The sequence below is a fragment of the Pseudomonas sp. JQ36 genome, from assembly GCF_053851495.1.
Window position 1 is genome coordinate 604127 of record NZ_CM132642.1, and the last position, 24237, is coordinate 628363.

General features: G+C 60.7%; 22 protein-coding genes. 3 read left to right on the forward strand and 19 right to left on the reverse strand.

Annotation, left to right across the window (positions count from 1 at the left end; translation table 11 throughout):
* Window positions 1-34 precede the first annotated feature (34 nt).
* From ACS4NR_RS02935 to ACS4NR_RS02955, 5 genes are all read right to left on the reverse strand, one after another.
* Window positions 35-1024 carry an ABC transporter ATP-binding protein gene (locus ACS4NR_RS02935; protein WP_401068698.1) on the reverse strand — a complete coding sequence of 330 codons (990 nt, stop codon included), beginning with the start codon at window positions 1022-1024 and terminating at the stop codon, window positions 35-37.
* Window positions 1021-1821, reverse strand: coding sequence for an ABC transporter permease (locus ACS4NR_RS02940; protein ID WP_456019051.1), 801 nt, complete (start codon window positions 1819-1821; stop codon window positions 1021-1023). The genes ACS4NR_RS02935 and ACS4NR_RS02940 overlap by 4 nt, the downstream gene beginning before the upstream one ends.
* Window positions 1808-2644: an ABC transporter permease gene (locus ACS4NR_RS02945; protein ID WP_162276302.1), complete on the reverse strand. Its 837-nt coding sequence runs from the start codon at window positions 2642-2644 to the stop codon at window positions 1808-1810. Before ACS4NR_RS02945 ends, ACS4NR_RS02940 begins: the two co-directional genes overlap by 14 nt.
* 5 nt (window positions 2645-2649) lie before the next feature.
* Window positions 2650-3456 carry an alkaline phosphatase family protein gene (locus ACS4NR_RS02950; RefSeq protein ID WP_456019052.1) on the reverse strand — a complete coding sequence of 269 codons (807 nt, stop codon included), beginning with the start codon at window positions 3454-3456 and terminating at the stop codon, window positions 2650-2652.
* A 180-nt stretch (window positions 3457-3636) separates the two neighbouring features.
* Window positions 3637-4704: an ABC transporter substrate-binding protein gene (locus ACS4NR_RS02955; protein WP_095140005.1), complete on the reverse strand. Its 1068-nt coding sequence runs from the start codon at window positions 4702-4704 to the stop codon at window positions 3637-3639.
* A 352-nt stretch (window positions 4705-5056) separates the two neighbouring features.
* Between ACS4NR_RS02955 and ACS4NR_RS02960 the strand changes: the two genes are divergently transcribed.
* Window positions 5057-5770 (forward strand): UTRA domain-containing protein, encoded by a 714-nt coding sequence (locus tag ACS4NR_RS02960; protein ID WP_095140004.1) that lies wholly within the window; start codon window positions 5057-5059, stop codon window positions 5768-5770.
* Window positions 5771-6858: 1088 nt separating this feature from the next.
* Here the strand turns inward: ACS4NR_RS02960 and ACS4NR_RS02965 are convergent.
* The 9 genes from ACS4NR_RS02965 to minC all read right to left on the reverse strand — a co-directional run bounded on the left by ACS4NR_RS02965 (window position 6859) and on the right by minC (window position 16259).
* Window positions 6859-8193, reverse strand: a complete 1335-nt coding sequence (locus ACS4NR_RS02965; protein WP_456019053.1) for an amidohydrolase — start codon at window positions 8191-8193, stop codon at window positions 6859-6861.
* 66 nt (window positions 8194-8259) lie between these two features.
* Window positions 8260-10413 (reverse strand): mechanosensitive ion channel domain-containing protein, encoded by a 2154-nt coding sequence (locus ACS4NR_RS02970; RefSeq protein WP_456019054.1) that lies wholly within the window; start codon window positions 10411-10413, stop codon window positions 8260-8262.
* Between the two features lie 77 nt (window positions 10414-10490).
* Window positions 10491-10667, reverse strand: a complete 177-nt coding sequence (locus tag ACS4NR_RS02975) for a hypothetical protein (RefSeq protein WP_007965354.1) — start codon at window positions 10665-10667, stop codon at window positions 10491-10493.
* 195 nt (window positions 10668-10862) lie between these two features.
* Window positions 10863-12152, reverse strand: a complete 1290-nt coding sequence (locus tag ACS4NR_RS02980; protein ID WP_047598982.1) for a M18 family aminopeptidase — start codon at window positions 12150-12152, stop codon at window positions 10863-10865.
* A gap of 173 nt (window positions 12153-12325) precedes the next feature.
* Window positions 12326-13423: a hypothetical protein gene (locus ACS4NR_RS02985; RefSeq protein WP_456019055.1), complete on the reverse strand. Its 1098-nt coding sequence runs from the start codon at window positions 13421-13423 to the stop codon at window positions 12326-12328.
* Window positions 13424-13474: 51 nt separating this feature from the next.
* The gene (locus ACS4NR_RS02990) at window positions 13475-14110 is read right to left on the reverse strand and encodes an RluA family pseudouridine synthase (RefSeq protein ID WP_027613350.1); all 636 of its coding nucleotides are present in this window, start codon (window positions 14108-14110) and stop codon (window positions 13475-13477) included.
* 175 nt (window positions 14111-14285) lie between these two features.
* The gene (minE, locus tag ACS4NR_RS02995; RefSeq protein ID WP_003223146.1) at window positions 14286-14540 is read right to left on the reverse strand and encodes a cell division topological specificity factor MinE; all 255 of its coding nucleotides are present in this window, start codon (window positions 14538-14540) and stop codon (window positions 14286-14288) included.
* A complete protein-coding gene (minD, locus tag ACS4NR_RS03000) occupies window positions 14540-15352 on the reverse strand; it encodes a septum site-determining protein MinD (RefSeq protein ID WP_007913953.1) in 813 nt (270 codons plus the stop codon). The genes minE and minD overlap by 1 nt, the downstream gene beginning before the upstream one ends.
* Window positions 15353-15521: 169 nt before the next feature.
* Complete coding sequence (gene minC, locus ACS4NR_RS03005) at window positions 15522-16259, reverse strand: septum site-determining protein MinC (protein ID WP_027613349.1); 738 nt, start codon at window positions 16257-16259, stop codon at window positions 15522-15524.
* Between the two features lie 117 nt (window positions 16260-16376).
* On the opposite strand from minC, the gene ACS4NR_RS03010 reads away from it, so the two are divergent.
* Both ACS4NR_RS03010 and ACS4NR_RS03015 read left to right on the forward strand, forming a co-directional pair.
* Window positions 16377-17312: a lipid A biosynthesis lauroyl acyltransferase gene (locus ACS4NR_RS03010; RefSeq protein WP_456019056.1), complete on the forward strand. Its 936-nt coding sequence runs from the start codon at window positions 16377-16379 to the stop codon at window positions 17310-17312.
* Between the two features lie 35 nt (window positions 17313-17347).
* Entirely contained in the window at window positions 17348-18505 is a 1158-nt protein-coding gene (locus tag ACS4NR_RS03015) for a patatin-like phospholipase family protein (protein ID WP_202371148.1), read from the forward strand.
* Window positions 18506-18594: 89 nt separating this feature from the next.
* Here ACS4NR_RS03015 and ACS4NR_RS03020 read toward each other — a convergent pair whose 3' ends face one another.
* The 5 genes from ACS4NR_RS03020 to ACS4NR_RS03040 all read right to left on the reverse strand — a co-directional run bounded on the left by ACS4NR_RS03020 (window position 18595) and on the right by ACS4NR_RS03040 (window position 24162).
* Window positions 18595-19380, reverse strand: coding sequence for an outer membrane protein OmpK (locus ACS4NR_RS03020; protein ID WP_095139997.1), 786 nt, complete (start codon window positions 19378-19380; stop codon window positions 18595-18597).
* Window positions 19381-19754: 374 nt separating this feature from the next.
* A complete protein-coding gene (locus ACS4NR_RS03025) occupies window positions 19755-20540 on the reverse strand; it encodes an outer membrane protein OmpK (RefSeq protein WP_027613345.1) in 786 nt (261 codons plus the stop codon).
* Window positions 20541-20698: 158 nt separating this feature from the next.
* On the reverse strand, window positions 20699-22057 hold the full coding sequence (locus ACS4NR_RS03030; RefSeq protein WP_456019057.1) for a nucleobase:cation symporter-2 family protein: 1359 nt from the start codon (window positions 22055-22057) through the stop codon (window positions 20699-20701).
* 236 nt (window positions 22058-22293) lie between these two features.
* Entirely contained in the window at window positions 22294-23607 is a 1314-nt protein-coding gene (locus ACS4NR_RS03035) for a urate hydroxylase PuuD (protein WP_456019058.1), read from the reverse strand.
* Window positions 23608-23658: 51 nt separating this feature from the next.
* Window positions 23659-24162 (reverse strand): ureidoglycolate lyase, encoded by a 504-nt coding sequence (locus ACS4NR_RS03040; protein ID WP_027613342.1) that lies wholly within the window; start codon window positions 24160-24162, stop codon window positions 23659-23661.
* Window positions 24163-24237: the final 75 nt, after the last annotated feature.

The window sequence follows — 24237 nt, forward strand, 5'->3', positions numbered from 1 at the left end:
CAGTGCAGTTCTCTCTTCAACGTCAGCAAAGTCATCAGGCTACCTCACACAGGGCCGTCGGATCGATGGAAAGCGCCAGACGCTGACCGTCGGGATGCAGATCCGCCGCGGAGCGGTTGAGCACGTCCACCACCAGCTCCACGCCACGTGCTTCGACTCGATAACGAATCACGTTACCGAGCAGGCTGTGGCTGCGGATCTGCGCATCGAGTTCGCCATTGAGGCTCAGTTCGATGGCTTCCGGACGAATCGCGATGCGGTGGTTGATCGGCCGTTGCAGCAGCTTCGAGGCGCTGTCCGCGTCGAGCAGGTTGTAGTTGCCGATGAAGCCGGCGGCGAACACATCGACCGGTGCGGTGTAGAGGGTTTCGGCGTCGCCGCTCTGCACGATTTTCCCTTGGTTCATCAGGAAAATCCGGTCGGACATGGTCAGCGCTTCTTCCTGATCGTGGGTGACGAAAATCGTGGTCAGGCCGAGTTCGCGCTGGATCTGCCGGATCTGCTCGCGCAGGTGTTTGCGGATACGCGCATCCAGCGCCGACAGCGGTTCATCCAGCAGCAACAGGCGTGGGCGAGTCACCAGTGAGCGGGCCAGGGCCACGCGCTGGCACTGGCCGCCGGAGAGCTGATGCGGATATCGGCTGGCGAAGTCGTTGAGTTCAACCAGTTTCAGCACCTCGGCGACACGCTTGTGGCTGTCGTCGGCATTGACCTTTTGCATGCGCAGGCCGAAGGCAACGTTCTGTTCGACGGTCATGTTGGGGAACAGCGCGTAGCTCTGGAACACCATGCCGATCCCGCGTTTCTGCGGACTCAGCGGCACGATGTCGACGCCATCAAGGAGGATCTTGCCGCCATCCACTGGCGTCAGCCCGGCGATGCAGCGCAGCAGGGTGGACTTGCCGCAACCCGACGGGCCGAGCAGGGTGACGAATTCGCCCTTGTTGATTTCGCAGTTGATGTCGCTGAACACGGTGGTGCCCGCGTAGTTTTTCTGCAGGTGTTGGACGCTGACATAGCTCATTCGCTTTTGTCCTTGTTCAAGATGTTGGCGATCCAGGTCAGGACCAGCACGAAAAAGAAGTACGAGATCACCAGCGCACTGGTGAAGTGGCCGCTGCTGTTGCGCATGTTGTTCAGATACACCTGCAGGGTTTCGTAACGTGTGCCGACGAGGATGTTGGCGAACACGAACTCACCGAACAGGAACGAGAACGACAGCAGCAACGCGACCATCAGGCCTTTGCGCAGGTTGGGCAGCACCACCAGAAATGCCGCCTGAAAGGTGCTGGCGCCGAGCAGTTGTGCGGCGTCCATCAGGTCGCGCAGGTTGATCGCCTGCAGGTTATTGGTGATCGCCCGGTACATGAACGGCAGCGCCACGGTGAAGTAGCAACCGATCAGGATCCACGGCGTACCGACCATCGCCAGCGGCCCGGAACCATAGAGCTGCAACAGACCCACCGACGACACCACCGGCGGCACCGCGAAGGGCAGCAGGATCAGGATGTTCATCAGCGCATCGAGTTTCGGGAAGTGGTAATGCACCACGAACAGCAGCGGCAGGATCAACACCACCGATAGCATCAGCGCACCGACGCACACCAGCAGCGACTGGCCGAAGGCATGCAGAAAGCGCGGATCGCTCCACAACTGGAGATACCACTTGAAGGTGAAACCGCTGGGCAGGATGGTCGCCGACCAACTGCTGGCAATCGAGTAGATCAGCGTGCCCACCAGCGGCAGCAGCAGAATCGCGAACAGCAGATAAACCACGATGCGGTGGTAGACGCCGGCCGGGCCGGATTCAGCGCGAGACATGGTAGCTCCTCTTCAACAGCAGTTGATGCACGACGGTGACGATGGTCATCAACGCCACCAGCACCACGGCCAGGGCGCTGGCCAGATTCGGATCAAGGGAAATGTCCCCGGAAACCATTGCCGCGATGCGGATCGGCAGCACGTTGAAGTTGCCGGTGGTCAACGCGTACACCGTGGCATAGGCGCCGAGGGCGTTGGCCAGCAGGATCACGAAAGTGCCGAGCAGGGCCGGGGTCAGCACCGGCAGACCGATGTGGCGCCAGAACTGCCAGCCGTTGGCGCCGAGCAGCGCGGCGGATTCGCGCCAGTCTTCACGCAAGGCGTCGAAGGCCGGGTAGAGCAGCAGCACGCCGAGGGGAATCTGGAAGTAGGTGTAGAGGATGATCAGACCGGTTTTCGAGTACAGGTTGAAGTCTTCAATGATTCCGGCCTGCTTGAGCATGATGGTGATGCTGCCGTTGAAACCGAGCAGGATGATGAACGCGAAGGCCAGCGGCACGCCGGCAAAGTTGCTGGTCATGTTGGCGAAGGCATTCACGAAGTTGCGCAGTTTCGAGTCGACCCGGCGCAGTGAATACGCCCCGAGCACGGCGATGATGATGCCGAATACGCTCGACCAGAAACTGATCTCCAGGCTGTACTGAATCGCCTGCAAATAGAACTTAGAGCTGAAGATCTTGCTGAAGTTGGCGAAGCCCCAGCCGAACTCTTCCGATTGCAGGCTGTTGATCATCACCCAGACCAGCGGGGCGATTTCGAACACGATAAAGAACAGCGCGAACGGCACCAGACACAGGGCCGCCAGCCATTTGCCGCGAGTCATGGCATTCACTTGAGCAGCTCCCGGCACACAGGTTTGTCGTGAGGTACGCCGAGCAGTTCGCAGACGGTGCCGCAGATATCGGTCTGCTTGGGCGCGGCGTTAGCATTCAGGCTGAAGGCGTCGCCGAGGACGAACAGCGGCACTTGGCGTTCTTCCGGCAGCAGGCCGTTGTGCGAGCGGTCGTTGTTCATGCCGTGATCGGCAGTCACCAGCACCTGATAACCCGCGTCGAGCCAGCCTTGCAGGTAGTCGGCGAGGATGATGTCTGCCGAGCGTGCGCTGTTGCGGTACTGCGAAGAGTCGAGGCCGTGCTTGTGGCCGGCGTCGTCGATGTTCATCGGGTGGATCAGCAGGAAATTCGGCGCATGGCGCAGGCGCAGGTGTTCCGCGTCGGCGAACAGGTGCGAATCCGGGTAGTGATCGTTCCAGTAAAAATGTCCGTGCTGGATCGGTAGCGCTGGATCGTCGGTATGACGGTCGCGGGCCGCTACGAACGGCGAGCGGTTGTACAGCTCGCTGACCCAGTGATAAGCCGCTGCGGCGGTTTTCAGGCCGGCGTCGCGGGCGTAGTGATAGATGCTGCGCTGATTGGACAGGCGCGCAACGTTGTTGTGGACGATGCCGCTGTCGATCGGCGGCACGCCGGTAAGGATGCATTCGTAAAGCGGTCGGGACAGGGCCGGCAACTCGCACTCCAATTGATAGAGCGCGGCGCGTCCTGCGCCAACGTAAGCCTGCAGATGCCCCATGGCGTGACGCGCGACCTCATGGCTGAGGCCGTCGAGCACGACAAGGATGACGTTGTGCTTCATAGGGGCAAAAACTCCGCGAAAACAGGAAATGTCAGATTCAACCTGGATCCCCTGTGGGAGCGGGCTTGCTCGCGAAGGCGGAGGGTCAGTCGATAGATGCTTGACTGATCCACCGCATTCGCGAGCAAGCCCGCTCCCACATTTGGATCTCCAATGGATCCCGAATCGGGATCTACAGGATTACTTCATCTCTACGATGACTTCTTCGTTCCACTTCTGCGGCAGGGCCTTGGAGGTTTTTTCCCAGGCGTCGGCGTCCTTGATCGGCGTGACCTTTTTGTACTGCTCGTTCGGCAGCAGCTTGGCCTTCACGTCTTCCGGCAGTTGCAGGTGTTCGGCGCGGATCGGACGAGCGTTGCCGCGGGCGAGGTTGGTCTGGCCGGCGTCGCTGAAGATGTATTCGCGGGTCAGCTTGGCGGCGTTCGGGTTTTTCGCGTACTTGTTGATGATCGTGGTGTAGCCGGAAATCACCGAGCCATCCGACGGGATCAGCACCACGTAGTCATCCGGGTTGGCCATCTTGGCCTTGTAGCTCAGGCCGTTGAAGTCCCAGACCACGCCGACTTCGATCTCGCCTTTTTCCATGGTAGCGATGGTCGGGTTGGCCATCGACAGACGACCTTGCCTGGCGATGTCTGCAAACAGCAGCAGGGCCGGCTGGATGTTTTTCTCGTCGCCACCGTTGGCCAGGGCAGCGGCCAGTACGCCGTTGGCGGCTTGCGCGGCGGTGCTCACGTCACCAATGGAAACCTTGTACTTGCCGCCCTTGAGGTCAGCCCATTTGGTTGGTACTTCGGAGCCGTGCAGCAGCTTCTTGTTGACGATGAAGGCGATGGTGCCGGTGTAGGCCAGTGCCCAGTTGCCGTCCTTGTCCTTGGCCCAGTCCGGGACTTGATCCCAGGTGCTTGGCTTGTACGGTTGCACGACGCCCTGTTTGACCGCGATCGGGCCGAAGGCGGCGCCGACGTCGCCGATGTCGGCAGTGGCGTTGTCTTTTTCGGCGGCAAACTTGGCGATTTCCTGGGCCGAGCTCATGTCGGTGTCGATGTGTTTCAGGCCGTAGGTTTTGGCCAGGTCTTCCCAGGTGCCTTTCCAGTTGGCCCAGTCATCGGGCATGCCGACGCTGTTGACGGCGCCTTCCGCTTTCGCAGCGGCTTCGAGGGTTTTCAGGTCGGTACCCGCCGCCATGGCGCCGGTGCACATTGCAATGGTCGAGCCTAACAGTGTTGCCAGGAAAAGCTGTTTCATTCCGAAGCTCCTTGGTCGTGTTCAACGCTGCGATTGCGGTTTGTGTTGGTCTAGGTCAGCAATACCTGAGCCAATTTAAGGGGGCTGGATGACACTTTGATGTCGGTGCTCGCCCGGCAGGCCTTTTATTGGCCCGGTTTCGGCGCTTGCCGGGTAAGCGTAGACCAAGGTCAAAGCCCCGACTGGCAAGGGACTTGGCCGATGTATTGCAAGTCGTGAGGACGACCGTCGGGCGGGTTTGTCATCTCTCGGTCATCTGCACTGCCTACGCTTGCAACACATGGAAACGGCTTGCAGGCCGTGCGATTTTTGCCCCGAAACAGTGCTGGTCTAGTCCAGATAGGTAACGTTGATGCGCGATGAGGCAACAAAAGCGGTGACAGCGATTGGTCAGGTGCTGCAGGAGCAGCTTGATCACGGTCTGCTCGCGCCCGGGAGCAAATTGCCGGCCGAGCGCAAGCTCAGTGAGTTGTTCGGTACTACGCGCATTACGGTGCGTGAGGCCTTGTTGCAGCTGGAGGCGCAGGGGCAGATCTATCGCGAGGAGCGCCGGGGCTGGTTCGTTTCGCCGCCGCGTCTGGCGTACAACCTGATGCAGCGCAGTCACTTTCACGCGATGGTCAGTGCGCAGGGGCGGGTGCCGTCGACCGAGGTGATTTCGGCGCGCCTGCAGCCGGCTTCGGCGGCGGTGTGTGCGTGGTTGCAGTTACCGGCGTTGTCGAGCGTGATTCAGATTTGTCGGTCGCGGCGGATTGATGGGCGGCTCGTTCTGTATGTGGAGCATTATCTGAATCCGCAGTATTTTCCGGGGATTCTGGGGTTTGATTTGAATCAGTCGATGACCGAGCTTTATGCGCGGCATTACGATTTGCACTATGGGCGGGTGCGGTTCGAGATTGTGCCGACGTCGTTGGCGGTGGATGCGGCGGCGGCTTTGCGGGTTTCTGTCGGGAGCCCGGGATTAAAAATTGCTCGGGTTAATTATGATCAGCATGAGCGGTTGATTGATTGTGATCTGGAGTTTTGGCGGCATGATGCGATTCACGTTGGTGTAGATGTTGTTTGAGCTTTTGGCCTTGGCGGCCTCTGGGCCGACCAGGCTGTTGGGTTCTGTGTGAATATCCGTTTCTTCGGGGGCTGCCGCTGACGGTTTCGCTCTTACAGCGAGTCACTTTTGCAGACGCCCAAAAGTAACCAAAACGCTGGGCCCCGGCGTACGGCCCTCGCTTAGGCTCGGGTTCCTTCGTTACGGGGTTCATCCGGGGGCATCGCCTCCGGTTTGCTTCGCTGCACCTCCTCTCGATGTGTTCGACTTCGTCGAACGGTCGCTGCGCTCCCACCCCCGGATAAACCCCTCCACTCAGCCTGCCGATGGGGCCGGCACGGCAAGATCAAGAGCTGCAGCCGAGCTTGCGCTCATCCTGTTGAGTGGTGAAAAGCGTGCGGTCGGCTTTTGCTTTTCTGTAGGAGTGAGCCTGCTCGCGAAGGCGGCCTGACAGCCGACCAATCTCCAACTGCCTGCACCCAATCCCACTGTGGGAGCGGGCTTGCTCGCGAAGGCGGCCTGACAGCCGACCAATCTCCCACTGAATACACCCAACCCACTGTGGGAGCTGGCTTGCCAGCGATGGCGACCTGACAGCCAACCAATCTCCCACTGCCTGCACCCAATCCCAGTGTGGGAGCTGGCTTGCCCGCGATGGCGGCCTGACAGCCGACCAATCTCCAACTGCCTGCACCTAATCCCACTGTGGGAGCGGGCTTGCTCGCGAAGACGGCCTGACAGCCGACCAATCTCCAACTGCCTGCACCTAATCCCACTGTGGGAGCGGGCTTGCCAGCGATGGCGGCCTGACAGCCGACCAATCTCCCACTGAATACACCCAACCCACTGTGGGAGCTGGCTTGCCAGCGATGGCGACCTGACAGCCAACCAATCTCCCACTGAATACACCCAATCCACTGTGGGAGCTGGCTTGCCAGCGAAGGCGGCCTGACAGCCGACCAATCTCTCACTGAATACACCCAATCCACTGTGGGAGCTGGCTTGCCAGCGATGGCGGCCTGACAGCCGACCAATCTCTCACTGAATACACCCAATCCCACTGTGGGAGCGGGCTTGCTCGCGAAGGCGGCCCCACAATCACCCCATCTCTATCTGGCCGCCTCAGCATTCCCATACAAATAATCCGTCGCCAACGACGCCATCGTCCTCACTCCAACCACCAGCGCCGACTCGTCCACAAAGAACCCCGGATTGTGATTCGGCGCGGCCTTGCTCATGTCCTGATCCCGGGGTGTCACCCCGAGGAACACAAACAGCCCCGGGACTTCCTTGGCGAAGAACGAGAAGTCTTCCGCGCCGCCCACCAGCGGTGCGTTGACCACGTCATCCTTGGCTGCCCACTTCAACGTCGGCAGCATTTTTTCCGTCAGTGCCGGGTTGTTGATGGTCGGGTCGTATTTTTCGATGATGGTCACGTCGGCTTTCGCGCCGCCGCTTTCGGCGATTTTTTCGATGGTCTGGCGCACGTCGGTGTGGAGTTTCTGGCGGATGCCGTAGTCGTAGGAGCGGATGGTGCCGCTCATGTCGACGGACTCGGGAATGATGTTGTAGCGGGTGCCGCCGTTGATGGTGCCGATGCTGACCACCGACGGGTAGGACGAAATGTCGGTGCGGCGGCTGACGACGGTTTGCAGGCCGACGATGGTTTGTGCGCCGACGGTGATCGGGTCAATGCCGTCCCACGGGCGGCCGGCGTGGGTTTGTTTGCCGAGGATTTTGATGCGCAGGTCGTCGGAGCTGGCCAGGGTGGCGCCTGGGCGGTAGGCGATCTGGCCGGCGGGGACGCCGGCCCAGACGTGGAGGCCGAAGACGGCGTCGGGTTTGGGTGATTTCATCACGCCTTCCTGCACCATCATTTTCGCGCCCCAGGTGTTTTTGCCGTCGGGGATGAAGTCGCTCGGGCCTTCTTCGGCGGGCTGGAAATAGAAGACCACGGTGCCGGGCAGGGTGTCGCGCAGGCCCGTGAGAATTTTCGCCGTGCTCAGCAGGATCGCGGTGTGGGCGTCGTGGCCGCAGGCGTGCATCACGTCGACTTCTTTGTCCAGATAAGTGCCTTTGGCTTTCGAGGCGAAGGGCAGGTCGGCGACTTCCTTGACCGGCAGCGCGTCCATGTCGGCGCGCAAGGCCACGGTCGGGCCGGGCAGGGCGCCTTTGAGGATGGCGACCACGCCGGTGCGAGCGACGTTGGTTTTGACTTCCAGGCCCAGCGCCTTGAGCTGCCTGGCGACCAGTTCTGACGTGCGTTTTTCGCTGTTGCCGAGTTCCGGGTGGGCGTGGATGTCGCGGCGGGTTTCCAGCAGCTCCGGTTCAAGTGCCTTGGCTTGCGCGGCGATCTGTTCGCGGGTGCTGTCCAGGGTGGCGGCGCTGGCGGTGCCGGTCAGCAGGGTGAGCAGAACGGTCTGGGCGATACGTGTCAGCTTCATCGGATTTCTCCATGGTTATTGTTGTTCTGGCTTCCCTGCCTGTGACCCGAGTGTCTGCGCGAAGTGCTATTCCTTCGGCTGGCCACCGCCGGCAGTGATGACCTGCACGCTCATGCGTGGCGTCGCCAGATCGAGGCCGGCTTCGTCCAGATGGCGCTTGAGCGACAGGTTGAACGCTCGGGAAACTTCCCATTGTTTGATCGGCGCAGTCTTGAACCGGGCGCGCAGAATCGCGCTGCCGGACTCGAAACTTTCCACGCCCTGAATCTCCAGCGGCGACCAGATGTTCCGCCGTTGCAGCGGGTCGGTGCGCATTTTCTGGCCGACTTCGCGCATCAGTTTGATCGCGTCGTCGATTTCCATGTTGTACGGCACCGCCACGCGGAAGATCGCGTAGCCGAACTCGCGGGAGTAGTTCTTGATGCTTTTGATTTCGCTGAAGGGAATGGTGTGGACGATGCCGTCGATGTCGCGCAGGCGCACGGTGCGGATGGTCAGGCCTTCGACGGTGCCGAGGTGGCCGCCGACGTCGACGTAGTCATCAATGGCCAGCGAGTCTTCGATGATGATGAACAGGCCGGTGATCAGATCCGCCACCAGCGACTGTGCACCGAAACCGATGGCCAGACCGATCACACCGGCACCGGCCAGCAGTGGCGTGACGTTCATGCCCATGTTCGCCAGGGCGACGATCAGCGCGATGATGAAAATTGCCACGAACAGCACGTTGCGGATCAGCGGCATCATCGTTTGCGCGCGGGCATTCGCCAGGCCTTTGCGCGAGCGGGTGAGGGCGTGGTGCACGGCGGTGTCGGCGAGGATCCAGATCAGCCAGGAGAAAATCAGCGTACCGATCAGGCTGAACAGTTTGACGCTGACGTCATGCCCTTCGCCCTCGGCAAACCCGATCAGCGACTTGCCCCACACGCGCAGGCCGAGTTCGATGAAGATCAGCCACACCAGCAGGTGGGCGAGGGTGTAGAAGAAGCTTTTCAGGCGTTCCGAATACAGCGCATGACGCTTCGGCCCGCGCTGCGGTTTGAGTGAATGACGGCGCACGAGGCCGTTGATCACCATGCACATCACCAGCAGCACCGTGCAGATCAGCGACTGACGCAGGGCGGTGCTGGTGTCGCCGGCGGAGACGAAGGTGGCGAACAGCGAGATCCCGACCAGCACCAGCGCCGGCACATACCAGAAGGTGCCGAGGATATCGATGGTGTCGCTGAGGGCGCGGCGGGTCAGGCGGCGGGACAACGGCTGGTTGCGGATCAGGTGCGCGATCGGCCGGCGGAAACGCAGGATGAACAGCCCGGTGAACAGCGCCGCGAGCACGTTGGTGACGGTCGCGGTGCTGTGCGCCAGGTGCACGCCGAGGCTTTCGACCAGGCGCGGGTCGTTCAGCGCTTCACCGAATGCGGCGAAGCTGCCGATCAGCCACAAGGGACGGAAGGCCTGATGCCGCAGGATGTACAGCGCTCGGTGCCGGTGCGGGCCGTCGAGCAGCGAGAAGGCGATCACGCAAATCGCCGAGAAACAGGTGCCGACCACCAGTGCATAAGCCAGCACCATCGCCAGACTTTTGCCCAATGACGACGGCAGCGCGTAGCTCATGTAGACGGTGATGACCAACGCAATCAGCCACGGCCCGAGCTTGCGCAAGGCGAAGCGCAGCATGTCGAGGGCCTTGGGATGCTGCGGCAGTTCTTCGGTCAGGCCGAAGCGCATGCGCACCCGGTGACCGAGCCAGATCAGCGCGGCGGCGAGCAGGCTCCAGACCATCAGGATCACCGCGAAGCCGAAGATGATCGGCAGCCATTCGCTGGCCGGCAACATCAGGTTATCGAGTTCGTCCCTGGCCAGATCGAACTCGTCGGACCAGCGGGTCAGCGGGCTGTCGTCACCGGAGAACTGCTTCTCGAAACTGGCCAGGGTACCGCCGATCAGCCCCAGCACGCCTTCTTCCGGTGAGGCCTGGGCTTTCTTGGTGGCGTCGCGCAGCTTTTTCAGATCGCTGAGCAATTGTGCGCGTTGCTTGTCGTTTTCCAGCGACTTGATGACTTCATCCAGCGACTGGCCCAGCGGCTCTTGCGCCTCCGGCTGCGTCTTGGTGGTGTTCAGCAGCCCCGGCAGACCGACCGCCTGGGCAGGGGCCAGCGGCAGCAGCGTCATCAGGCAGACAAGGAACAGACAGGGCAGAGCAAACAGACGAGCGAACACTAGGCGGTCAACCTCGCAAAGGGGCGAATTGAGCGAGTGTACGAGGCAGCCAGAATCAATGCGAGCCGGGCGCGGATTTATTCGTTGAGTTTGGCGAGGATCTTGTAGACCACAGTCGCCAGGATCATCAGCATGCCGACCCACATGGCAAACACACCGGCGTTCTTGTCGCGGAAGTTGAAACCGATCGCCAGCAGGATCATCCCCGACAGGATGGGAATGAGCATGGCGTGGAAGGAGGACATCGAAATCATGGTGACTGCCTTGTCGAAGGGGATGATTTAAGTCTAGGTCGCTTTCTGCAGCGAGGGGTGATGTGTATCAGGAATGATTCGGTTCTACGATGAATCTTTGTTGTCTGCACGAGCGCTTTCGCGAGCAAGCCCGCTCCCACAGGTTGAAATGCATTCCAATGTGGGAGCGGGCTTGCTCGCGAAGCTTTTCAGTTTTTAAGGCAATTCACGGGAGGCGTAGAACGCGCTCAGCACTTTGACCAGGTGCGCCAGATCGTGGCTGCCGCACAGTTCGCGGATCGAGTGCATGGCGAAGGTCGGCAGGCCGATATCGACGGTGCGCACGCCCAGGTGACTGGCGGTGATCGGGCCGATGGTCGAGCCGCAACCCATGTCGCTGCGCACCACGAAGCTCTGCACCGGCACTTCTTCGGCCATGCACAGGTGGCGGAAGAACCCGGCGGTTTCGCTGTTGGTGGCGTAACGCTGGTTGCTGTTGACCTTGATCACCGGGCCGGCATTGAGTTTCGGGCCGTGATTGGCGTCGTGCTTCTCGGCGTAGTTGGGGTGCACGCCGTGGGCGTTGTCAGCCGAGACCAGCAGCGATTTCTGGATGGTGCGGACGAACTCGTCACCTTCCGGCAGCAGGCGGCGCAGGGTCTGTTCGAGCATCGGGCCATCGGCACCGCAGGCCGAGCAGGAGCCGACTTCTTCGTGGTCGTTGCACACCAGCACGCAGGTTTCTTCGGTGTCGGCGGTGAGCAGGGCTTGCAGGCCGGCGTAGCAGGACAACAGGTTGTCCAGGCGCGCACCAGCGATGAAGTCGCCATGCAGGCCGATGACCGCCGCGCTCTGGGTGTCGTAGAAGCTCAGCTCGTAATCCAGCACCACATCGGCGTTCAGGCCATGTTCGCGAGCCAGTTGATCGGTCAGTACTGCGCGGAAGTCGACGCGCTCGTCACCGGCAAACTGCGCGAGGATCGGTGGCAGCTCGGTCTGCGCGTTGATCGCCCAGCCCTGATTGGCTTCACGGTTCAGGTGAATCGCCAGGTTGGGAATGATCGCGATCGGCGCCTTGAAGTCGATCAGCTGGCTTTCGACCTTGCCATCACGGCGGAAAGTGACGCGGCCGGCCAGCGACAGGTCGCGGTCGAACCATGGCGCCAGCAGCGCGCCGCCGTAGACTTCAACGCCCAGTTGCCAGAAGCCCTGACGTTGCAGTTCCGGTTGCGGCTTGACCCGCAGACACGGGCTGTCGGTGTGGGCGCCGACCAGACGGATACCGTCGTGCAGTGGCGAGTTGCGGCCCATTTTGATCGCGACGATCGAGGAGTCGTTGCGGGTGACGTAGTAGCGGCCGTTGGCCTCGGTGGTCCACGGCTCGCGCTCGTCGAGGCGCACGTAACCGGCGGCCTCCAGACGCTGAACAAGGCTGGCGGTGGCGTGGAACGGGGTAGGGGAGGCCTTGAGGAAGTCGATCAGGCCTTGGTTCAACTCTTCGCGCATAAGAAGCTCCAGACAGCAATGGGCGCGAGTTTAACGCATCGGCCCGGGAATTGAATCCGGACCGGATCGGGGTTGGAGCGGGCTTGCTCGCGAAAGCGGTGGGTCAGATGCAGATTTTTTGGATGACACACCGCTTTCGCGAGCAAGCCCGCTCCCACAGGGGATGGTGTGGATCAGCGGGCGGCTACGCGTTTTTTCAGGTAGTTCATGATGACTTTTTCATCTTCCGGTTTATCCGGACGCGGCAGCTGTTGCGGCCAGGATTTCTGGCTCAGCAGTTTTTTCTGCTGGCTCTCGTCCCAACGCAGAATTTCCCGCGAGGCGCATTCCCACCATTCGTGTCGGCAAACGCTGTAGTACGGATCTTCCGGCGCGGCGCTGCCGTACAGCAGGTCACGACCGACCTTGCGCAGGGCACCTTTCTGGTGGCGCAGCTTCCACTTGATTTTCAATCGGCGCCAGGCCGACGGGAACGGTTTGACCCGCGGCACGTCGCTGCACAGATCCACCAGGCGCTGACTGAACTGCTCACCGTGCTGGGAGAAGAAATACGTCTGCATCGCGTGGAAGAAACGTTTTTCCGCGAAGTAGTGGTAGACGTGTTTGCGCGCCTCCACCACCTGTCGCTTGCGCATGGCGTACGACAGGGCGATCTGTTCGATGGTGTGGATTTCGAAACCGCCGAGTGTCCATTCATCGATCAGGCGGATCGACTCTTCGAACAGCGCCGAGTCCTTGTCGGTGACGCCGCACAAACCGCTGTTGTAGAGCTTGAAACCGTTATCCGGCGTCACGCCCTGGTTGCGCAGGTCGCGACCGAGTTTTTGATAGTCGGCGCGCTGGTGCACATCTTTCCAGTCGTACTCGAAGCGATCCATCACCGAACGGTTCGGCTCGATGAATTTGAACAGTTGGCTCGGGTGGCGGCTGAACAGGGTGTCGGTGTCGACGAACAGGGTCTTCTCCGCCCACTGCATACCGGCGGCGATGGCGCAGGCCTTGCGGCGGTGGTGATAGCCGTGAGTGCCTTGCCAGCGGGTCAGGGTCGCGTCGTCCAGCAACACTGTGTCGACCGGCCAGCCCGCATAGTCGTCGGGGCGATCGGTGAGAATACGGATCGCCGGTCGCTCGCCGTTTTTAGCCTGGGACAGTACGGTCAGGATGCTGAACTTGGCTTCGCGCCGGTACACCTCCTGATTGCCGTAAACCAGGTAAAGCAGTTGATGCCGAACTTTCGTGAGGGGGGTTACCAGGGAATCCATACAACTCATCCGAAAACAGAAACCTTGTCCAAATAAACCGCGCTGCCAATCAGGCAGCGCTTAAAACGGTGCCGGACATTCGAAGCGCAAACGCTCGCCGGTTTGCGGGTGGGTGAAGCTCAACATGCTCGCGTGCAGGCACAGACGCGGCCAGGCTGCCAAGGCCTGCTCATGGGCGTACAATCCGTCGCCCAGCAGCGGGTGACCGATGGACAGCATGTGCACACGCAACTGATGCGAGCGCCCGGTGATCGGCGTCAGTTCGACGCGGCACCAGTCGCCACAACGCTCCAGTACGCGCCAGAAGGTCAGTGCATGTTTGCCGAATTCATGGTCGACCACGTGCCGCGGTTTGGTCGGTGGATCGTAGCGCAGCGGCAGGTCGATGCTGCCGCTGTCCAGTTCCGGCTGACCCCAGCAGAGCGCAGTGTAGGCTTTCTCTGTTTCACGATCGTGAAACTGCCGCGACAGTTCGCGGTGGGTGTCAGCGTCGCGGGCCAGCAGAATGATGCCCGAGGTTTCCCAGTCCAGGCGATGGACGATGCGCGCTTCCGGGTAGCCGTTTTCCTGCAGACGGGTGATCAGGCAGTCCTTGTTGTCGTCGGCGCGACCGGGCACCGAGAGCAGCAACGTCGGTTTGTCGACCACCAGTACGGCGGCGTCCTGATGGATGATGCGGATGTTGGACAACGGCATTAAAACAGCCTCGTAACAAATGCCAACGGCGGCTCAGAAACCCCGATGCCCTTGTAGGAGCTGCCGAAGGCTGCGATCTTTTGATGTTCAGAAACAAGATCAAAAGATCGCAGCCTTCGGCAGCTCCTACAGAGGCTTCAGGGATCTGAGCCGCCGTAGCGACTGCCGGATCGACTCAGCGATCGGGCAGGGTGATGTTGAGTTCCAGAATCGAGCAACTGCCCTGGCTTTCCAGTGCAACATGTACGTCGTCGTTGCCGATGTTGACGTACTTGCGGATCACATCGACCAGTTCCTTCTGCAAGGCTGGCAAGTAATCCGGCGTGCTGCGCTGGCCGCGCTCATGCGCCACGATGATCTGTAGACGCTCTTTCGCTACCGAGGCGGTACTTGGCTTTTTGTTGGCACGAAAGAAGTCAAAAAGGTTCATTACCTACCTCCAAACAGGCGCTCGAAGAATCCCTTCTTCTCGACATCGAGGAAACGGTGGGCTTTTTCTTTGCCCAGCAAACGGTCGACGGTATCGCTGTACGCCTGACCGGCATCGCTCTGGTCGTCAAGAATCACCGGTACACCCTGGTTGGATGCCTTGAGCACCGCCTGGGACTCCGGGATCACGCCTAGCAGCGTTACCGAGAGGATTTCCTTGACGTCTTCAACGCCAAGCATTTCGCCCTTTTCAACACGCTCTGGATGGTAGCGAGTGATCAGCAGGTGTTCCTTGATCGGGTCTTCGCCACGTTCGGCGCGACGCGATTTGCTCGCCAGCAGGCCGAGCATGCGGTCCGAATCTCGTACCGAGGACACTTCCGGGTTGGTCACGACGATCGCTTCGTCAGCGAAGTACATGGCCAGGTGCGCGCCTTTTTCGATGCCCGCCGGGGAGTCGCAGACGACGAACTCGAATTGTTCCTTGAGCTCCATCAGGACTTTTTCCACGCCTTCGACAGTCAGCGCGTCTTTGTCGCGTGTCTGGCTGGCGGCCAGTACGTAGAGGTTTTCCAGGCGCTTGTCTTTGATCAGGGCCTGTTGCAGGTTGGCTTCGCCGTTGACCACGTTGACGAAGTCATACACCACGCGGCGCTCGCAACCCATGATCAGGTCGAGGTTACGCAGGCCCACGTCGAAGTCGACAATCACTGTTTTGTGGCCGCGCAGAGCGAGGCCGGTACCGATAGCGGCGCTGGTGGTGGTCTTACCCACACCACCCTTGCCGGATGTAACCACGAGAATCTTGGCCAAGGTGTTTCACCCCTAAGGAAGAAGGACTTTTTAGCCCCTGAAAAACATCTCTTGAAAACTACTGCAGTCGGACAGCCTTGGCTGGAATTCGGCGTTGAGCCTTTTTCCTACTTCGTTTGAGCCGTTTTCGCTACGTTTTAGAGATGCTTGGAAAATGCGGCAGTATCCGTTAAAGCCGAATGATGTTCAACACGTCGGCCGACAGGCTGACCTGGACGCCGGAGCCCCATAGTGGATCGCGGCGCAAATCTTCGGAAACCTTGTAATGCCCGGCGATGGAGATCAGTTCAGCGCTCAATTGCTGACAGAAAATCCGGGCCTTGGTGTCGCCTTTGACGCCGGCCAGTGCGCGACCGCGCATCGGGCCGTATACATGGATGTTGCCATCGGCCAGAAGTTCCGCCCCCGGACTGACCGAGGAAACCACCACCAGATCGCCACCCTGGGCATATATCTGTTGGCCACCACGTACTGGCGTGGTGATGACGCGGGTCGGTTTGACCGTCGGCTCCGGGGGCTTTTCCGGCTTCTTTTTGACTTCCGGTTCCGGCGCTTCCAGCGGTCGCTCGCGGGCGCCGGACGGCGGCAGCACCGGGATGTCGATGGCGATGGCGGCGGCGATGTCTTCGATACGGCTGGCGCGGATCGCCAGGGTGCGCAGGCCATGCTGGCGGCACACGCGCATCAGGCCGGGCAGATCGACTGCACCTTCGCCAGGCGGCAGTTTGTCCAGCGCCAGGACCAACGGTGCATTGCTGAAGAAATTCGGCGCCTGGGCGACTTTGGCGGCCAGTTGCCGATCAAGGCTGTCGAGGTCGTTGCGGGACAGTTCCAGCACCGTAATGGCCAGCATGCTGCCCTTCAACTGGAACACGGGATCTCGGTCTGGCGATTCGTTTTGGCTCATATCGGCATACAACGGCTTGTCACTAAAAGTGCCGAGACTTATAACGAGAACGCCCGCGAGCCGCAAGCCGGGTCGAACGATGTAGAATGCGCGGCCACTGAATTTACGGAAGCTTTAATGGATCGCCCGCGTTTTCGAAGAGCCTTTCTTTCTCCCCGCTTCTGGCCGCTCTGGTGCGGTCTGGGGCTGTTGTGGCTGATCGTGCAGTTGCCGTATGCGGTTTTACTGACGATCGGTCGTGTTTTGGGCGCATTGATGTATCGCGTGGCCGGCGACCGGCGGCGCATCGCCAAGCGCAATCTCGAGCTGTGCTTCCCGGAAAAATCCGCCGCCGAGCGTAAACGTCTGCTCAAGGAAAACTTCGCCTCTACCGGCATCGCCTTCTTTGAAATGGCGATGAGCTGGTGGTGGTCCCGTGAGCGTCTGGCCAAACTGGCCCACGTCGAAGGCCTGGAGCATCTGCAAAAGGCCCAGCGCGAAGGCAAGGGCGTGATCCTCATGGCCGCGCACTTCACCACCCTGGAAATCGGCGCCGCGTTGCTCGGCCAGCAGCACACCATCGACGGCATGTACCGCGAGCACAAGAACCCGTTGTTCGACTTCGTCCAGCGTCGGGGCCGCGAGCGGCACAACCTCGATTCGCTGGCGGTGGAGCGTGACGACGTGCGCGGCATGCTCAAGCTGCTGCGTTCGGGCCGGGCGATCTGGTACGCACCGGATCAGGACTACGGCGCCAAGCAAAGTATCTTCGTGCCGCTGTTCGGCATTCAGGCGGCGACCGTGACCGCGACCACCAAGTTTGCCCGGTTGGGTAAAGCGCTGGTGGTGCCGTTCACTCAGGAGCGTCTGGCGGATGGCAGCGGCTACCGGCTGGTGATCCATCCGCCGCTGGAAGACTTCCCGGGCGAGACCGAAGAGGCCGACTGCCTCCGCATCAACCAATGGGTGGAAAGTGCGCTGCGCGCCTGCCCTGAGCAATACTTGTGGGCGCATCGCCGCTTCAAGAGCCGTCCACCGGGCGAGCCGAAGCTTTACCCGAAACGGCGCGGCTGATTCATTCACCCTTTCAAGCACCATGGAGCGTTGCGATGAGCCCAGCGGAACCGGTCACAGGTTTGATTCTTTCCGGCGGCGGGGCTCGGGCGGCGTATCAGGTGGGGGTGCTGGCGGCGATTGCCGAATTGCTGCCGCTGGGCGCGGACAATCCGTTTCCGGTGATCGTCGGCACCTCGGCCGGGGCGATCAACGCGGTCAGCCTGGCCAGTGGCGCCACCGATTTTCGCGCCGCTATCGAACGTCTCACACTGTTCTGGCAGGGCTTTCGCAGCCATCGGGTGCTGCGCAGCGACTGGCCGGGGGTGATCCGTCAGGCCAGCCGCTTTGTCAGTCACAGCCTGCTCGGCATCGGTCGGCAACTGCCGGTGGCGCTGCTCAACAGTTCGCCGCTGCGCGACCTGCTCAATGAAAAACTGCACATGCCCGGGATCGCCGAATCCATCGCCCGCAAGCAACTGCATGCGGTGGCGGTGACCGCGTTCGGCTACGAGTCGGGGCAGGCGGTGACCTTCTATCAGGGCGGCGGCACGATCGATGCGTGGTTGCGCCATCGTCGGATCGGCGTGCCGGCGCAATTGTCGGTGGATCATCTGCTGGCTAGTTCGGCGATCCCGTTGCTGTTTGCCCCGGTGAAAATCGGTGAGGAATATTTCGGCGACGGCGCGGTACGCCAATCGGCACCGATCAGCCCGGCGCTGCACTTGGGCGCGAGCCGGGTGCTGGTGGTGGGCGTCAGCGGCAACCCGCGCGGTTTTGATCCGCAGCAGCCGCTGGAGCGCGCCTACACCGGGCAACAGCCGACGCTGGCGCAGATCGGCGGGCACATGCTCAACAGCACGTTCATTGACAGCCTGGAGAGCGACATCGAGTTGCTGCAGCGCCTCAACCAGTTCAGCCACCTGATGCCCGAGGGCGTGCCGACTCGTGAGTTGGGCGTGGCGCCGGTGGAGGTGCTGGTGATTGCGCCGAGTCAGCCGATCGACGAGATCGCGGCGCGGCATCGGCAGGAGTTGCCGGCGGCATTGCGCCTGTTCTTGCGCGGCCCGGGAGCGACCAAGACCAGTGGGGCAGGGGTGTTGAGTTATCTGCTGTTCGAGGCGGGGTATTGCAGCGAATTGATTGATCTGGGACGGCGCGATGCGTTGGCCAAGCGTGAGGAGTTGTGCCGGTTTCTCGGGTTAACTTCTTAAAGGCAAAAGATCGCAGCCTGCGGCAGCTCCTACATTGGAATGCGCTATCCCTGTAGGAGCTGGCGAAGCCTGCGATCTTTTGATCTTTATCAGAAGTGGAACTTCACCAGGAAGCTTGTGGTGCTCTGATTGGTCTTGAACGCACCGGTGTCGTCGATCCCGTACTTGTCTTTCCAGTAGTCGTATTCAACACCGACATACAACTGCTTCTCGCCGAAACTCAGCGCCTTGCCCAGGTCATATTTGATCTGCGGGTTGAAGTGCAGGTTGGCGTGGTATTCGCCCTTTTTGTTGGTGTCGTTGTCGGTGACCCAGTCCATGAAACCGTCGATCAGGATGTCCGACTTGCCGACCGGAATGGTGTAGGACCAGACCGGAGTGATCTGCCAGACGTTGTCACCGGCGCGCGAGCCTTCGGTGTGGCGCTGGTAGAAGTTCAACTGGAAGTAGTCGAAGCCCGGAATCGCGAGGTCGAAGCCTGGGCCGATCAGGTACGACTCGGTGTCACCTTCGCCGAACTCGTAAGTCATCGCCAACAGCACGTCTTTGATCGGGCCGAATTCGATCTTCTGGTCGAGCACTTTGCCCAGCGAGATGCGCGGGCTGAACTCACCGTAGTAGGTGTTCGGGCCGTTGCTGAAGTCCTTGCCACCGTTGTAGAAGATCTTGTCGAGGAAGAAGAAGTTATCCCCGTACTTCCACGCATCGGCGTGCTCGAAGGTGACGGTCTGCTGGATGCGCGGGTTGACCTGGAAGTCCTTGCCATACAGGTAGGTCAGGCTGTTGTTCTGCCATTGCAGCAGGCCCTCGGCCATGGCCTGGCCGCCGGCCAGCATCGATCCCGCGAGCATCAGGCTGGTGCACATACGTTTCATTCGGTTGCTCCCAAAGTAGGTGTTCCACGTTTATTTTTTTTAAGATCGGCGCTCTGGTGTGGCGCCTTTTTTCGTCGCTGCAAAAGTCATCCGATCGGTCAGCTTCGCTGGTGATAGCAAGAGCTGGGCCAACGCTTTCGAAAAGCAAAAAAACACCCGTTCGGCTGCTGAAAAACAGTCGATTGCGCGTGTTTTCGGGATGCCTCGGTACTGACCGGGGCCGGGATAAGTTGGCTCGTCGGTCAGGAATTAAATTCGGGCTTTTTTTTAGACCGAATTCAAGAGGCCGCGGAGAATACTGACTCCTCGGCCAGCTCTCAAGTGCCCCGCAACAGAGCACCGACGACAGGTATGGGGCACGGTTGCGGGCCATCTCAGAAGTGCACCTTCACCAGCAGGCTGGCGGTGTTCTGGTTGGTGTCGAGGTTGTGGCTGCTTTCGACGCCGTATTTGTTCTTCCAGTAGCTGTATTCGGTGCCGACGTACAGCTGCTTGTGGCTCCAGCCGAGGGCTTTGCCGAGGTCGTATTTGATCTGCGGATTGATGTGCAGGTTGGCGTGGTAGGTGCCGCGCGAGTTCTGGTCGTTGTCGACGACCCAGTCCAGATAGCCGTCGATCAGCAGATCGGAATTGCCCAGCGGCACGCTGTACGACCAGCCCGGGGTGATCTGCCAGACGCCGTCGCCCGGGCGCGGGCCTTCGGTCTGGCGGCGGAAGATGTTCAGGGTCACGTAGTTGAAACCGGGCACTTTCAGATCGAAGCCGGGGCCGATCAGGTAGGCCTCGCTGTCGCCTTCGCCGTACTCGTAGGTCATCGCCAGCAGCACGTCCTTGATCGGGCCAAACTCGATTTTCTGGTCGAAGATCTTGCCGAACGAGAAGCGCGGGGTGAATTCGCCGTAGAAGGTGTGCGGGCCTTTGTTGCGATCTTCCTGGCCGTTGTAGAAGATCTTGTCGACGAACAGGAAGTTGTCGCCGTACTTCCACTTGTCGGCGTGTTCGAACGTCACCGTCTGCTGGATCGACGGGTTGATCGCGAAGTTCTTGCCGTACAGGTAGCTCAGGCTGTTGGTCTGCCACAGCAGTAAATCGCCGGCCATGGCCTGACTCGCGGCCAGCAGGCCGCCACTCAACAGAACGCTGGTTTGCGTGCGAATCATCTGTTGCTCCCTCTTGTTTTTATTGTTGAGGCAGGGTGTTGCACAGTCCCTGTGGGAGCGGGCTTGCTCGCGAAGGGGGCGTGTCAGTCGATACAAATGTTGAATGACATACCGCTTTCGCGAGCAAGCCCGCTCCCACAGGTTTTGTGGTGATTCCGTTAATGCTGATGCGCGTGGCAGTCGTTGATCGCCGCGCGTTCGGCGCCGCCGAGGATGTTGAACAGCAGGTTCAGGGTCAGCGCGCTGAGGGTGGCCATGGCGATGCCGCTGTGGGTGATCGGGCTCATCCACATCGGCAAGTGCGCGAAGAATTCCGGACGCACCACCGGGATCAGGCCCATGCCGATGCTCACCGCGACCAGCAACTGGTTGCGACGGTCACCGATGTCGGCTTCTTGCAGGATCTTGATGCCGGTAGCCGCGACCATGCCGAACATCGCAATCGCCGCCCCACCGAGCACCGCCGGCGGAATCGACGCCACCAGAAATGCCGCTTTCGGCAGCAGGCTCAGCACGATCAGTAATCCGCCGGCAACGATGGTCACCGAGCGGCAGCGCACGCCGGTCATCTGCACCAGGCCGATGTTCTGCGCGAACGAGGAGTGAGTGAAGGTGTTGAAGAAACCGGCGACGAACGAAGCGCCGGCATCGCACAGCAGGCCGCGCCGCAGCATGCGCGGGCAGACTTCCTGGCCGGTGATTTTGCCCAACGCGAGAAACATCCCGGTGGACTCGACGAAGATGATCACCACCACCAGGCACATCGACAGAATCGGTGCCAGTTCAAATTTCGGCATGCCGAAGTGCAGCGGGGTGACGAACTGAAACCATGGCGCGCTGGCCATGCCGCTCAGGTCGACCATGCCGATCGCACCGCAGAGCACGTAGCCCAGGCACATGCCGATCAGCACGGAAATATTCACCCAGAACCCGCGCATGAAGCGGTGGATCAGCAGAATGGTCGCCAGCACCAGAGCGGCGATGGCCAGGTAAATCGGCGAGCCGAATTGCGCCGCAGCGGCACCGCCACCGGCCCAGTTCACGGCCACGGGGAACAGCGACAGACCGATCGAGGTGATGACCGTACCGGTCACCAAAGGCGGGAAGAAACGCACGACTTTGGACATGAACGGCGCGATGAGCATGCCGAAGAATCCGGCGGCGATAGTCGCGCCGAAGATCCCTTGCAGACCGATACCGGGCATGCCGGCCATGGCGACCATACTGCCGACAGCGGCAAAACTGGCGCCCATCATCACCGGCATGCGGATGCCCATCGGGCCGATACCCAGCGACTGAACGATGGTGGCGATACCGGCGACCAGCAGGTCGGCATTGATCAGGAAGGCAATTTCTTCACGACTCAGGCCAGCGGCCTGTCCGATGATCAACGGCACCGCGATGGCACCGCCGTACATCAGCAGAACATGTTGCAAACCGACCAGGATCAGTTGCAAAAAGGGCAAACGCTGAATGGCGGGTGCGTCGGGGATGCGCGCTTTGGACAGCTCGGACATGCAACACCTCGGATCTTTTTATTCTTGTGATTGAACAACTGCCGGGTGGCTCACAGCTGTCCTTTTGCATCATTGATATTTGTGGCTGCAGAGCTTGTTTGTGGCGAGGGAGCTTGCTCCCGCTGGACTGCGCAGCAGTCCCTGCTCTTCAGGCAAAGAGAGGGGCCGCTTCGCGACCCAGCGGGAGCAAGCTCCCTCGCCACAAAAGCCTGCTTTTACACAGGCTTTTGTCTGGCTCAGTTGGTCTGGGCTCCCTGCGCGATCCATGCACCGATCAGGTCACGTTCCTGCTGGGTCATCTGGGTGATGTTGCCCAGTGGCATGATCTGTGTAGTGATGGCTTGCGCCTGGATTCGCGCCGCGTTCTGGCGGATCTGCTCAGGGGTATCGAGCATCACCCCGGCCGGGGCGGCGCTGAACAGCGGGCTGGTCGGTTTCGCCGAGTGGCAGACCGCACAGCGTTCCTGAATCACGTTATGCACCTTGTCGAAACCAGGGCCGGCGTTGGACGCCTGCGCCGGTGCCGCAGCCGGAGCAGCTGGCGCTGCAGGTGCCGCCGCTTCAGCCGGTTTCGCGCCACCGCCCAGTGCCGTTTCCGGCAGCGGTTGGTACTCGATTTTCGCTGACGCCTTGGCCACGTCCGGCGCGGTCGACATCGGCGCAGGGCCGGTGACGTACGCCAGACTGATCATGCCCACCGCTGCCACCGGCAGGGTCCAGGCAAACTTGTGGCTGTCGTGACGGGTGTTGAAGTAGTGACGCACCAACACCGCCAACACCGCGATACCGGCCAGAATCAACCAGTTGTACTGGCTGCCATAAGTGCTCGGAAAGTGGTTGCTGATCATGATGAACAGCACCGGCAGGGTGAAGTAGTTGTTGTGACGCGAACGCAGCAAGCCTTTGGCGGGCAGCGCCGGGTCCGGCGTGCGGTTCTCGGCAATCGCCGCGACCAGAGCACGTTGCGCCGGCATGATGATGCGGAACACGTTGCCGACCATGATGGTGCCGATGATCGCGCCGACGTGCAGGTACGCACCCCGACCGCTGAACACCTTGCTGAAGCCATACGCCGCGCCGATGATCAGCACGAACAGGATGAAGCCGAGCAGGGCGGGTTTCTTGCCAAGGGCCGAATCGCAGAGGAAGTCGTAGATGAACCAGCCGGCGATCAGCGAACCGATGCCGATGGCCACGCCTTCAGGGCCGGTCAGGCCGCTGCCGGGTGCCACGAGGTAGAGCACGGGGTTGGAGTAGAACACCACGCACAGCAGCGCGATCCCCGACATCCAGGTGAAGTAGGCTTCCCATTTGAACCAGTGCAGGTTCTCCGGCATCGACGGTGGGGCTAGTTTGTATTTTTCCAGGTGATAGATACCGCCGCCGTGGATCGCCCACAGATCACCGGCCAGACCGGTTTTCGGGTTGACGCGGTTGAGGTTGTTCTCCAGCCAGACGAAGTAGAACGACGCGCCGATCCAGGCCACGCCAGTGATCATGTGAACCCAGCGCACGCTCAGGTTCAGCCATTCCAACAGATGTGCTTCCACAGTCTTTACCTCTCGCCTGTCACTCTTGTTGTCGAGTGATCAGACCTTCTCTTATTGGTGGGGGGCGAGGATCAAACGCTCATCCTCTTTGAAAAAATGCTCATCGCAGTTATTGCCTGTGCCACTGCGATCAACCACCAGGAAGTCATCCCGCTTTTCGATCGTCAGCACCGGGTGGTGCCAGACGCCGCGATGGTAATTGATGCCCTGCCTGCCGTTGGTGACGAAGGCGCGGACCAAGCCTGATACAGGTACATCGCCAAGTGGCGCGACCACGATCAGAAAGGGGTTGCCGAGCAGCGGAATGAAAGCCTGGCTGCCCAGCGGATGGCGTTCCAGCATGCTCACGGTCAGCGGCATGTCCTGCGCGTCGGCGCGGAAGATGCTGATGATCGCGTTGTCCTCAGGCGTAGCGGTTTCGACCGTCGCCAGTTTGTGGAAGCGCATGGTCGAACCGTTGTTGATCATGAAGTGGTCGCTGCCGTCGGTTTCGATCACGTCACCGAAGGGGGCGAAGGCTTCTTTGGTCAGCGGTTCAATCGTTAGTGTGCGCATGCTGTTCTTTTCCGAATTCTGTGTTGACTGTTCTGACGCCTTCGCGAGCAGGCTCGCTCCCACATTTGGAATGCA